This is a genomic window from Vibrio sp. Vb1554, from assembly GCF_033344235.1.
This window is the reverse complement of the sequence record NZ_JAWPOJ010000007.1, coordinates 135564-148287: the sequence shown is the minus strand read 5'-3', so window position 1 is coordinate 148287 and position 12724 is coordinate 135564. Positions and strand designations below refer to the sequence as shown.

At 43.9% G+C, this 12724-nt stretch carries 12 protein-coding genes and 1 pseudogene; all 13 read right to left on the bottom strand.

All coding sequences use genetic code 11. The annotated features are described in order from the left end of the window. Nucleotides 1-53 precede the first annotated feature (53 nt). Entirely contained in the window at nt 54-587 is a 534-nt protein-coding gene (locus tag R8N28_RS08480; protein ID WP_065765587.1) for a tyrosine-type recombinase/integrase, read from the bottom strand. A gap of 503 nt (nt 588-1090) precedes the next feature. Next, nucleotides 1091-2806, bottom strand: a complete 1716-nt coding sequence (locus R8N28_RS08475) for an AAA family ATPase (protein WP_318183344.1) — start codon at nt 2804-2806, stop codon at nt 1091-1093. 8 nt (nt 2807-2814) lie between these two features. Beyond that, nucleotides 2815-3255, bottom strand: coding sequence for a hypothetical protein (locus R8N28_RS08470; RefSeq protein ID WP_262635310.1), 441 nt, complete (start codon nt 3253-3255; stop codon nt 2815-2817). Then, nucleotides 3252-3689 carry a VPA1267 family protein gene (locus R8N28_RS08465; RefSeq protein WP_262635311.1) on the bottom strand — a complete coding sequence of 146 codons (438 nt, stop codon included), beginning with the start codon at nt 3687-3689 and terminating at the stop codon, nt 3252-3254. Before R8N28_RS08465 ends, R8N28_RS08470 begins: the two co-directional genes overlap by 4 nt. 24 nt (nt 3690-3713) lie before the next feature. Continuing rightward, a complete protein-coding gene (locus tag R8N28_RS08460; RefSeq protein WP_262635312.1) occupies nt 3714-4136 on the bottom strand; it encodes a hypothetical protein in 423 nt (140 codons plus the stop codon). 9 nt (nt 4137-4145) lie between these two features. Then, the gene (locus R8N28_RS08455) at nt 4146-6464 is read right to left on the bottom strand and encodes a hypothetical protein (RefSeq protein ID WP_065765583.1); all 2319 of its coding nucleotides are present in this window, start codon (nt 6462-6464) and stop codon (nt 4146-4148) included. Further along, entirely contained in the window at nt 6461-8107 is a 1647-nt protein-coding gene (locus R8N28_RS08450; protein ID WP_262635313.1) for a hypothetical protein, read from the bottom strand. The genes R8N28_RS08455 and R8N28_RS08450 overlap by 4 nt, the downstream gene beginning before the upstream one ends. Then, nucleotides 8104-9189, bottom strand: a complete 1086-nt coding sequence (locus R8N28_RS08445) for a site-specific integrase (RefSeq protein ID WP_202817038.1) — start codon at nt 9187-9189, stop codon at nt 8104-8106. Before R8N28_RS08445 ends, R8N28_RS08450 begins: the two co-directional genes overlap by 4 nt. 351 nt (nt 9190-9540) lie before the next feature. Next, on the bottom strand, nt 9541-10176 hold the full coding sequence (nth, locus tag R8N28_RS08440) for an endonuclease III (RefSeq protein WP_053306628.1): 636 nt from the start codon (nt 10174-10176) through the stop codon (nt 9541-9543). 64 nt (nt 10177-10240) lie between these two features. After that, entirely contained in the window at nt 10241-10933 is a 693-nt protein-coding gene (locus R8N28_RS08435; protein ID WP_005380745.1) for an electron transport complex subunit E, read from the bottom strand. Continuing rightward, the gene (rsxG, locus tag R8N28_RS08430; RefSeq protein WP_047103464.1) at nt 10933-11565 is read right to left on the bottom strand and encodes an electron transport complex subunit RsxG; all 633 of its coding nucleotides are present in this window, start codon (nt 11563-11565) and stop codon (nt 10933-10935) included. Before rsxG ends, R8N28_RS08435 begins: the two co-directional genes overlap by 1 nt. 7 nt (nt 11566-11572) lie before the next feature. Next, nucleotides 11573-12619 carry an electron transport complex subunit RsxD gene (gene rsxD, locus R8N28_RS08425; RefSeq protein WP_033907336.1) on the bottom strand — a complete coding sequence of 349 codons (1047 nt, stop codon included), beginning with the start codon at nt 12617-12619 and terminating at the stop codon, nt 11573-11575. Continuing rightward, nucleotides 12619-12724 (bottom strand): annotated as a pseudogene (locus R8N28_RS08420) (electron transporter RnfC); the annotation flags it as partial. The gene rsxD and the pseudogene R8N28_RS08420, both read right to left, overlap by 1 nt.

Sequence of the window (12724 nt, the reverse complement as noted above, 5' to 3'; positions counted from 1 at the left end):
CTATAGCGTTCAGCCTTGTTTTCTGATTTATGAAGAAGAGTCAGGTGTTGCTCCTATCTTAAATAGGAATACTTACTGACGTAATAAGAGCTACTCAACGCTTCTGCAAGCTCAGAAGAAGTATATGTTTTGAGAGAATTAATAATGTGTATCTGACGCATCATATGAGTAGTAAGTGGTACATTTAATATCTTGCCTACATCCTTGAAAGCGAAGTCTACTGACTGTTTTATTAAGGATTTATTAGCTTTGTACCAACGAGGATACGACTGAAATAAGTACTCTGAATCTGGGTGTTCCTTTTTTATCGAGTTAATAATCTCTTTCGCTTCAGGTGGTAAAAATATTTCATGTCTTTGTGTTGTTCTTTTTTTGCTCGATTTTACAAATAGTTTATCGCCTGAAATATCCTCTAACTTGATACCCAACATATCATTGAGACGGAGACCAGTGATAATCCCAAATTTCCAAACATTTTGCATTTGCCTACCATGACGCTCCTTCAGCAGCGATGGAATCTTCCTAAGTGCTTCTTCGCTGACTACTGACTCTAGAATAGGTTGATTTGAAAATTTTATGTATTTCATGCTAACTCCTGTTAAATCAAATAATAACTTTAAATATTACCGCTCTAACAAATCAGATTTATTTTCTGAATGTATCCGGTATGGTTTATGAGAAAGCCACACCATTACGATTAGTAGAAAGTATGAGTATATTAGACGATGGATTAATTTCAAATTATTGTTTAATAAAGAAAAAATACCATGAATTACATTAGTGCATACGATTATTAATAGAAGATATCTAAGTAACGCTATTTATAACATGTAGCGTATCTAAAAGGAGCTTGTCATTAGACTTATAGATAAATACGTTCTCATTTTTATATTCATAGTGTCATATCAATAACAATGTCGATACCTCTGGACGCTATAGTCCCCATAAATATCATAGAGTTGATATCATACGGTCTCTGTTTGCAAGACTGCTAGAAAGAGCTATTTTGTTGGCAGGAATAGCTCTCTATCGTGGTATACAGTGTTTCGTATTAATTCAGGCTGCACGGGTATAGATGAGTTTGAAGTAACTACCTCATCAGCTCTTTCAGGTAACTGTTTCGCTTATGAGAGTGACTAGGTGTTTCGGTGAAACGCCTCATATCATCGCTACTGCCAACAATATGAATTTCACTTTCTGCCCTCGTAATTGCCGTATAGAGCCAAGCTCTATCAAGTATCCTGCCTTTTTGCAGGGCAATGATGATACGCGGGAATTGTGAACCTTGAGCTTTGTGCAAGGTGATTGCATAGCCCAGCTCCATGCAATCTAGGACAGATTGCGTCACCTCGACCTTCTTACCAGTATCAAGTTCCACTTCACCATAGCTTTCGCCAGTGGATTTTACGCTGATAAGTGTACCAAGAGAGCCATTTTGGACGCCTATCTCATAATGATTTTGTGTGAATAGAACCGCATCATTCAAGCGAAGTGGCAAAAAGAATTTATCTCCATTGATTTGGAATTCCAGAGCATCTTTGTTCGGGTTGACGGCTTCTTGTATTAGCTGATTGATGTCCTTAACAAGTGCTTTAGTTGGAGCCATTACACGACTATTTTCAGGGTACTGCTGGTAAAGCTCGCAACAGACTTTGGCTATGTCTTCTTTACTGGTTTCGTGAAAGTATATAGAACCCATGCTTAATTGGTCAGGTATCACACCTTGATTGATGAGCTTGGAGTATTCAGGAATACCCGTTGCACCTTCTTGTCTCTTGACGATATCTAGCATGGTGTTGGCGACCGTTTTTGCTTCAACGATATCTGCTAGCACTTTGCCGCAGCCAATCGGTGGGAGTTGATCAGGATCGCCAGTGAATATCAATCGTACTGAGGGGTGAATGTGATTGACAAGGCGATACATGGTAGGTAAATCAATCATGCTTGCCTCATCAATCACCAGTAGGTGATTTGGTTTATCTACACTGGGTTCAATAGGGTTTTCACGCAGCAATCTGGCAATGGTTGAGGTAACAAAACCGATGGACTCATGAAGCCTCATTGCAGCACGACCACTGAGCGCGACGGCGTGAATTTCAAAACCCATTTGATGGTAAGCCCTGATAGCCGTTCTAAGTACCGTTGTCTTACCTGTTCCTGCACCGCCTGTAATACAGCTTACCGAATTGTCTAGACACGTTGTTACGGCTTCAATTTGCTTTGAGGTTAATTCATAAGGAAGTTCTGAAACAGCAGAGCAGTAGGCGGCATTGGCATTTTCGTCATACAGGTTATTGCACTTAACCAGTGTTTTGAGCCGCTTTGCAACAACACTCTCCATTAGAAGTTGCGCCGTTGGATGGTAGGCTCCTGTGTCGGGATTTAAAATGTACTGGGCTTTATCATGACCTGATTGGAACGCCTGAGTGACCAGTGTTTTGTCTTTCAGCAGCTTGTTGAGATACGGGCGCACATTCGCATGAGTGGTGTAGGTGTGACCTTTTTCAATTTCCTTTCGAATCGCCATTTCCAGAGCAGCGCTCAGCCTCCTTGGATCAGCCTGTGTCAAATTGCTCTTAAAATCCGTTGCCTTAATAATGTCTTCAACGGCACCGAATGAAAGACCAAAGCCAATGAGGGTGTAAGGGTTACTCTTGATAATATCGATGGAGGTTTCTCCATGATGTTTGAGCAGCCGTTGCTGCACACTGGCGGGGATGTGGTGCTCACTCATCCAGTTACAATGTGCTAAATTTTTGTATTTGGCATATCCCTGAAATAGCGCATCGATAGATTCTGCACTCAAAATCGATGTCAAGCGCTCTCTGGATTCAGGCGTATCATTTTCAATGTAGTATGGAAATCTTTACCTAAGAGCTGCCAGAGCGCTCTAGCTTTGCCTTCGCCAATGCCTTTGAAGCCACTTTCTCTGGCGATAAAACTTATCAGTTGTTCCCCCGTTTCAGGTAAGGTGCATTCAACATAATTAGGTGACTCATATGTGTGCTGCTGCATAACGTAATCACCTGTTTTAACATCTTTTATTGAGCGAAAACCCCTAACTGACCAATGCTGTCCGAGTGCGGGAGGTACAGGGATGCTATCAGGATCGACTTTGATGGTGACGTAGTACTTACCACTATTGGTTTTGTAGGAGTCTTTTGCCAGCGGTACACCACTAAATATCACACATCTCTTAGCACTATAGGGGATGCTGGTCACGCGCATCTGATCTTCATGTATTGCTGTATTCATCGTGGCGTTAACCCCATCTCAGATAGAGTTTCCGATAGCTCACCAAAGCGCTCTAGTCGTTGTTCTAACTCGCTAACTTTAGCTTTCAATTCAATGTTCTCAGCTTCCAATGAAGATACCCGCTTTGAATCGAGCAGCTTACGATTCGCTGTATTATCGTAGGCTTTGGGTTTATCTGCATTATTTTTGGCAGCATCGGTCAACGGTGGCAGGACTCCCTTACCGCGCAGTTCATCTTCTAATGCTTCGAGTGCTTTTTTGAGGTCGGGATTTTGGTATAACGCCGATTTTCCACAACCGATCCCCTGTGCCACTTCTATTCGGTTAAGCTGACCTCTAAAAACGATTTGTTTTAAGTCATCGTCCGTCTGTGTGGCTTCCCAGATCTTAAATGCCTTAAGATTTTCCTGCGCTTTCTGCCGACCATTTGCCATGCTTTTTATCCCTCTTTGTGATGTTTACTTAGTGCTGCTTTCAACGTCTCGTAAGGTCTTTTGAAACACATCCATGACACTTGGGTTGGCTTTGCCAATGCTGGATAACTTTTGAATGAAAGCTTGAAGTTTGCCAATCTCTGAGTGTGCTACCGCAAGCTGCGCTTCGAGTTGGATCACCTTCTCCGCTAATTCCACATCTTTCTGTAAGTAAGAGAGCAGTTCCTTATTGTCAGACGGAACAGGTTTCCCTCTTAACACTTGCTTTTGTTTCTTGTATTCGTGCTTGATATTGGCGTACTTGTCGAGCGTTTGTCTAGTGGTGGTAATACCTAGGCTGGATTCAATTTTTGTGACTAACAAGTCCCACGTTAATTTACCATCCCAACTTCGAATGAGGGCTTGTATAGAAATTTGTTGTTCAGTTTCGAGTGATTTAAGTGCCATGTCGCCTCCCTAAAGTGAACCCAGAAAGCCTAAGAAATTATTCGTGGCTTCATCTTGGTTTTTAGCGTTTTTTGCCTCAAGCGCAGCTTGAAGGGCTTGATCGGCATCAGGTAGCACCAATTTGTGCTCTTTCACGGTTTTTGTCTCTAAATTGCTGATTCTTATGCTGTTTGAACGAGCGAGTAAACGCACCATGCTGCCTTTTTCGATGGTGTCATCGGACAGCACTTCAATGAGGTGCTTTAACATGCAGGTGTTGCGATAATGAGTTTTGTACCACATCTGCATGCTTTCACTGGTGACAAAGTTGATGGCTTCCTGAACCCTTTCCAAGTTATGCGTCTGTACCTTTAAATCTTTCATAAGTAGTGCAATAGCCTCATCATCGTGAGCGATATGGCAAGACGATGAGCACAGTGCACATTGTGTTTCAAACTCCGACATGTAAGCACACGGTGAGAGGGCGAGGTTCTGAGTGCAAAATCCTGTTTCATGGGCAAAAGTTGGTGTTTCATTATCGATCGCCTCATTGTATTGGTTCATTGCTCTAATACGAAGACTGACCTTCTTTTTAACGTCGCTTTCTAGCTCATTGGAGTAAGAGATGTCCCCAATCACCGAGGCATTCTCGGCGTCCGTGGTATGGATATAAGTCAGGGTTTGCTCTGTGCTCTTTCTACCTGATAGCAGGGTGATGAGGTGATGAGGTAGACCTTTTTTCTCAAGATAATCATTTTGCCAATGACGCAGTTGGTGCGGCTTGAGTGCAAAGTCGGAAGCAAACCCATGACGCTCAAAAAGAGTTAGCCTATTTTTTTTGCGTTTAATTAAATCATCAGCAAAGAAGCTACTGAGCGAGCTTATCGGCACCAAAAGAAACGGGTGTGTTACTCTGCAGCCCATCTGCTTTTTTGTATACATAAACAAGGCGTGCTCTACATCGACAGACTTCGTTTGTTGCTTATTGTAGCCGTTGAGTTGAGCTTGATTTATCTCGATGGTGTGATTTTGAAAGGTTGCCACGGTCAGCGCTTGTTGACCTGCGGTATAATTTTGGTTTTGTGATTGAGCCATGAAATCACATCCTGTCAGAGCCTGAGCGTAAGGGCAGTGAGGCTTAAACACCAGTGTATCGAACGGCTCAAGCAGGGCGATGGGTTTGATGAACTTTGGGTGATGCGGTTTATAGGTTCTGTCGATTGCCCCTTTGGTGTCAGGGGTAACTCGCACACATTTGTCACTGCCGTCGAAAAAACCAAGCAGCAAACCAAGGTGTAACAGATTGGTTGGTTTGCTCAAATCAGGCTTGAGCAGGGCGATGTTCTCATCGCTCGGCGTAAAGTCACCCAGTACTTTTTTCAGTGGGCGATTTGGCTGTCGATAGAACCGGGCCAGCGCTCTAGCAGGCTCCGTCGCTAGGATGGTGTAGTGCAAGGCTCGGTCGACACTCTCAGCCATTTCGGCATTGATGTGATTTTGATTGTCCTTGTATCCCTTTGAGCCTCGCCAGTTGAGATAATGCACCGTTTGTTCTTGTCCATCGACAACTTGCGTATGGCGCTGTATGCGTTGTATTGTCAGAAGCACTTGCTCTGCGCCCACGCGGTTGGGCGATGCCATACCAAGTGCTGCCATAGTGCAGCTAAAGCTGTCTCGCTGAATTTGTGTTGAAGCGATAAGCGGTTGCCATGCCTTAATGTTATTTTTGTCATCACCTTGATAGGGCGGGATGACATCATGAAAGACAGCGCCGAGTGCCAATAGCGCTTTTTCCGAAGGCAGTTTGCCTTTCTCCGCCGCCAGTGCATCATCACCGCTTTTATTTCGAATTGTTTCATTGGTGCTATTTATGTAGGGCTGGCAGCTTTTGGGTAGCATTTTATGACGGTGCAGCCAGTTGATGAAAGCCGCTAGGGTGCCAGGGTATTTCAGCGAGTCGATGGCGTGTTGAATTTTATCAATTGAGGCAGAGGTGACATTCTCATTCAAGCGGCAAAGGAAGTACCTTGCCGTTGTGATTTTCAATCTCTTGTAGCGTATGCTTACGTTTTCCTTTAATACGTCAAGCGTATAGGCAAACAATAAATCGTGTGTGTCAGACGCTAAGCGATCTTCTTCGGTGAAGCGTGTGCCTATGTTTGGCGCGTTTTTATTTAAATTACAAAAGAGTATGTTAAGGGTTTTACCGTCACTGTCGGAGAATCGAACTGCAATATCATCCCATGATGCCTGCTCCCCTTGAGCATTGGTGAAGCCCAGCAATGGCTGCGCCTTCTTTTTGGCAACGTAAGCATGCTGGTTTTCAATGTAGCGATTTATCGTTCTCATTTCTGCGTTCCTAGTTTCAGGCTTTTTCGCTCTTCACACAGCGCTATCGTCACTCGGATATAAATGATGATGGTTTGCAGCCGTTTCACCGTGGCGGGGTGCCCTGATTGACTGTTAATCGCCAGTTTACGCTCCGCCTTATCCAAATACGGTTGATGGTTGGCGGTTTCTAGCGGTCGAAAATTTTCGCACGGGTAACACCCCATTGGCGCGGCACCTTTTGACTGACAACTCTCACAATTGGCGGGGTTAAGTTTGTGTCCCATTTCCTCATCAAAAGGACTTTTAACCGCAAAGTCGGGGTGTTGCTGTAACTCTTTCACAGATGCGCTATCAAAGCGCTGTATGATACTGTTCCCCGCAAATGCTTGGTCAATTTTAACCCGCTCAGGCGCTTTTAAATCCAAATAAGGTTCGATAGCCTGCACGGTGACACCTGTAATGACAGCAACTTGTGCAGGGCTTAATCCCATCCAAGCCGCAAGGGTTAACTGGGTATGACGCCAGCGATTATTTTTAAAGGCAAGCGGCTGATGGGCGATGCGGTCACTTTTAATGTCGAGCTTTTCATTGAAGAGGTAAGCAATGCTGCTTCTAAGAGCTTCAGAAGTGAGATGAAAGGCTTCTGATGTGTCGCTCACGGAGCAAAAGAGGCTCTCTTTCGTCTCAAACCTTGCTGAAAATAAGCTTTGGTCTGGAAACAGGGGCAGTTGCTGCATCAGTGCTTTAGTGTCACTCTCGGAAAGCGTAATGTTGCACTGGCTCAAGCTGGTACATAGATAAGTTTCATACGCTTGGTAATATTGAAGCAGCAATTCAGACAGGTTTGGATCGAGTCGATGTGAGCGTGATTCGGCATTGCTTCTAAATTCCCCGTTTTTTCCTCTAAAAGTTCGCAGGTGCAATTGCTCAACATCAGAAAAGTGATGCTGTGTTAGAGGTTGCCAATCACGATTGCGTTCCTTGTGTGAGGTAAACGCCTGACCTACCCGTAAAAGGTCACACCATTTGAGTTGAACTAATTGTGTGGGTCTTCTTACGATAGCAACCATCAACTGACAAGCCAGCACATTTCTCAGACGAGTAAAGTACTGTGTGGCGGTAAATTCATTATCGAGCGCATGGAGCGTTTCGATCCGCAGTGCTTCTAGAAGGTTATCACGCTCGATTTCACTGTATGCACCTGTGGTTTCATCAAGGATACCCTTAAAACTATTGTTTTTCACTAAGTCTTCCTGCATAACAAGGTCATAGAGCGGAGTCAAGATATGACTACGGTACTCAGGGCTTTTCTGACAGAATGCGTATAGCGCATCGCTTACATTCTTTTTGTAGTCCGTGAGCGTTAGCCACCACGCTTCAAACGTCGCTGGCTCTAAATACTGGCAAAGTTTTTTTAAGATGCTGCTATGACCTTGTAGAGTGCCGAAAGCATAATGTTTGGCTGCATGGGCAATCGCCAGCCGAAGATCGAGAAAAACGTCACTGTCAAACGTGTTCATCCATTCAAGATAAAGGGTTTTCTTGTAACCGATCACCCACTCATCGGAAAAGAGGTCAAACTCATAGCCCTTCGTTTTGGACTGAAAGGTGCTTGTTCCTTCATAACTATTTTTTAAGTTCTTTAATTCAAGGGGGGTCATTGGTCACCTCTCAGGTTGGGCACGGACTGGCTCTGGTTCTTAGATGAGATTTCTGCCACTGTGACGGCTAATTGGAACTCGTTGTAGACGGAGGCCATTTTTGAATCTTCCACCCAACCCATCGCATATTTACGAAGATCTTCGATTTTATCTGCTGAAAATCCTTTTTCTTTGGCTTTATCTTCAAAGACTTCATTCCATTTATGACGAAGTAAATGGGGGTGCAGTGCTATCCCAATCGCGTCCCCAAAGGCCTTAATCACCTTGTGAATGGCGTTGTAGGACATTGGTTTTCCGATGGTTTCCCCTTTTTCCGAGATGAAGACAAAATCATGTTCATGAGCGTTTGGGGTACTGTTGCGTACGGTTTCAATGTAGAGCTTAATGAGCTTCATTAAGTCACGAGAGATGGAAACAGAGAGGGCTTTTGTTTTGTTCGCGGCGGGAAGCCGTCTTGTGTCCGTTGGATCATTAGGTGTTCGGGTTAGTCGGAATCTAGGGTTATCCCAGTTATCCACCAAATCACTCACCTTCAATTTCAATACTGCACCCACACGAACGCCAGTATCAATCAAAATTTGGGCGATGATCTGATTTCGGAGCTTGCTCAACTTGAATGGATTATTTGGAGAACGTTCTTGAATAATTTCTAATAAATCAAAGAACTTATCCGCTGGAATCACAGCTTCAAAGGGATCTTTAACAACCGTATTGTCTTTTCTAGAGTTAGATATCACCGAGCTTATGTAGAGTTTAAATTTATTAAATTGAGCATCCGTACTTATTTGCTGTTCAGTGTCAGCTCTATCGTAGTGATGACAAACATAGAGGAATTCAACGTAGGCTTTCAGGCGATTGAGGCGTTGATTAAACGTATGCGCTTTCACTTCTGGCTGACTACTGGATGTTGCATGTATCGCATCCCTGATCCGTTTATCGGTAAGGCTCACTACCGTGCTGTCTTTGTTATCATCTTCTTTATCCACATAGAATTTACACGCACGAATGTAGTCATCAATTTCCTCAATCGATAAAAACGAGCCACATGCCACACGCTCAACAAGGTCAATACCGTTCTCCATGAAGAAGCAATATAGAAACTTCAACTCATAGGCATATTTATTTCTGGTGTAGAATGATGGCGACCGTTTAGAAGTACGTGCTCTCTTCTTGGAAAGTGGAGAGTTATGATTGCCGTTTAGGTAAGCATTCAGGTACAAGCAGCATGGCAAGCAGTCGTTCCTAACCACGACGGGAAACGAAGCACCATTTATGTCCTTATATATTTTAACCTTAATATAATTTTTCGAAACATTCATTACATAACCCAACATTACTTACACATAAATACACTATTGTAGGTCTTTAGAGTTTTGTAAAGATAAAAAAACAGATTCCATAAGGAATCTGTCATGCATATTACGTCGGATGCTTTACTTTTTTTTTGGTGGAGAGTATTCGCACAAATCTTCGATAATACAGCTACCGCAGCGAGGCTTTCTTGCTACGCACGTATAACGACCATGAAGAATGAGCCAGTGGTGCACATCGAGTTTGAACTCTTTTGGCACAACTTTTAATAGCTTCTGCTCGACATCATCAACCGTTTTTCCCATCGCAAATTTAGTGCGATTCGACACGCGATAAATGTGCGTATCGACGGCAATAGTTGGCCAACCAAAAGCGGTGTTGAGCACGACGTTTGCGGTCTTGCGACCTACGCCTGGTAGCGCTTCTAACGCGGCACGATCTTCAGGAACTTCACCATTGTGTTTTTCCAACAAGATCTTACAAGTCTTGATTGTGTTTTCTGCCTTTGAGTTAAACAAACCGATGGTCTTTATGTATTCTTTTAAGCCATCGACTCCCAAATCAAGAATGCTTTGAGGTGTATTCGCTACAGGGAAAAGCTTGTCGGTGGCTTTATTGACGCTTACATCGGTTGCTTGAGCTGATAGTAATACAGCGATTAGCAGCTCAAAAGGGGAGCTCCAGTTAAGCTCAGTTTGAGGATTCGGATTGTTTTCTCGTAATCGCTCAAGAATCTCGATTCTTTTTATTTTGTTCATTGCTGACTTCCAATACCGTCTCTGCGGTTTATGAAAAAGGCTCCTATGACAGAGCCTTATCTTGTTATGCGTTAGTGACGCGAGCACGTTCTATGGTTGGTTTTTCTTCTTTTGGTTGACGTGCCTGAATTGAATTATCTATGACATTTTTGAGCGCTATCAACAGCCCAACACCGATAAATGCACCAGGTGGGAGAAGCGCTAACAGGAAGCTATTGTCAAATTGGAAAACTTGAATCCGTAGAGCTGAAGCCCAGTCTCCTAGGAGAAGGTCTGCTCCGTCGAATAGTGTGCCATTACCAATCAATTCGCGCATGGCACCTAAAACAACCAAGACGCTCGTCATACCAAGGCCCATCCACAAACCATCTAGCGCAGCGGGTGCAACATCATTTTTTGACGCGTAAGCTTCTGCTCGGCCAATAATAATGCAGTTCGTTACAATCAGAGGAATAAAGATACCTAGAGACAGGTACAAACCGTACGCATAGGCATTCATTAACAACTGAACGCAGGTAACGAGTGAGGCAATGATCATAACGAATACAGGTATACGGATCTCTTTTGGCACATAGTTACGAATAAGAGAAACTGTTACGTTGGATCCAACTAGCACGAGTAAGGTTGCAATACCAAGACCTAATGCATTGGTTATCGTGGAAGAAACCGCTAGCAGTGGACATAAGCCCAGCAGTTGTACGAGAGCGGGGTTGTTACTCCACATACCGTTTTTCATCAGTAATTTATTCTCATTCATTACTGCTCTCCTTCACAGCCTAACGGCTGGTTAAGAATGTCTTCACGAGATTGGTTTACGTAGTTAACGGTATTTCGCACCACTTTTACGACGGCTCTTGGCGTGATCGTTGCACCAGTAAATTGATCGAAATCGCCGCCATCTTTACGAACTTTCCACGAATTCCAATTGTTTTCCGTGACTTGTTTTCCTGTAAAGCTCAGGATCCAGTCGGTGACACGAAGATCGATTTTATCGCCCAGACCAGGGGTTTCTTGGTGGTTTAGGACGCGTGTCCCCAAAATATTGCCCTGATTATCAATCCCAGTAATCACTTTTATCTCACCATTGTAGCCATCTGGCGCGATAGATTCTATTGCGATTGCTGTTGGTTCACCATTCTTCGTGGCGAGGTAGGCTGGCATCGCACGTAATGTCCCCAGATCTGGAGACGTGACCATTGTACAAGCTTGCGTGAGTGCGTTGTCATGCATGTTTTCTGGAATGACTTGATTCAAAACAGAAAGTAATTGTTTTTGCTCTTGTACCTTGATTTGGTCTTTTGTTAGGTACTGAGTAAGGGCGACTAATCCGGTTGTTGCACATGCAAATATCGCGAGTGTCAGACCATTTTTTCTAATAGCGGTTAACATGTTTACCTCAGTGACCGTAAGTTCTAGGTTTGGTGTAGTAATCGATCAGTGGCACACACATATTTGCAAGCAACACTGCAAATGCAACACCATCTGGGAAACCGCCCCAACTGCGAATGATAAAAACCAAAGCACCAATAAGCGCACCGAAGATTAAACGTCCTTTGACGGTGGTAGACGCCGAAACGGGATCGGTTGCAATAAAGAATGCGCCAAGCATGGTTGCACCAGATAACAAGTGTAAAATTGGCGACGCAGTTTCCCCTGGCGTCAGCAACGTGAACACTAGGCTAAACAGAGTCAGACTCGCAAGGAAACCTGCTGGAATATACCATTGGATGATACGCTTTTTGATCATGACTATGCCGCCAAGAAGGTAAGCAAGGTTTACCCATTGCCAACCAATACCACCTAAGCCATCAAATATCGGCTGCGACATTACTTCGCTTGGAGTGGCACCTGTAAGAATGCCAGTCTTAAATGCATCAAGTGGTGTCGCCATTGTCACACCGTCAACACCTGAGCGAACTTGCTGAAGTGATAAGCCGTCGTAATCATAGCCCGTAAAAATTAAAGAGAGTGTATCTGCAAAATTTACATGATCAGGTATGAGTGATGTCGGTGCACTCCAACTCGTCATTTGTACTGGGAAAGAGATCAACAAGACCACATAAGCGACCATTGCAGGGTTGAATAAGTTTTGTCCAAGGCCACCATAGAGGTGTTTAGCGATTACTATCGCAAAAATAAGCCCGATCACCATAATCCACCACGGAGACCATGGTGGTATAGCAACGGCTAACAACCAAGCGGTAACTATTGCACTGTTATCACGTAGCGCTCTCATTGGTGAGCGTTTACGACAGATCATGACTAAGGCTTCAAGGGATACAGCGACTGCAATGGCAAAAATCAGCTGAATCAGCGTACCCCAGCCAAAGAAGTAGGTTTGAGCTACTAAACCTGGAAGTGCACAAAGTGCCACCCATTTCATTAAGTCTGGCGTATTACGACGACTGTGGGTATGCGGTGAACTGGCAATAAAAAACGACACTACTCGTTCTCCTCAGTATTATTTTTATTAGCTTCTTGTTGCGCTTTGCGTGCCTTCGCGCGCGCAATTGCTGCGGCAACCGCGGCTTTCTTCGGATCCACTTCT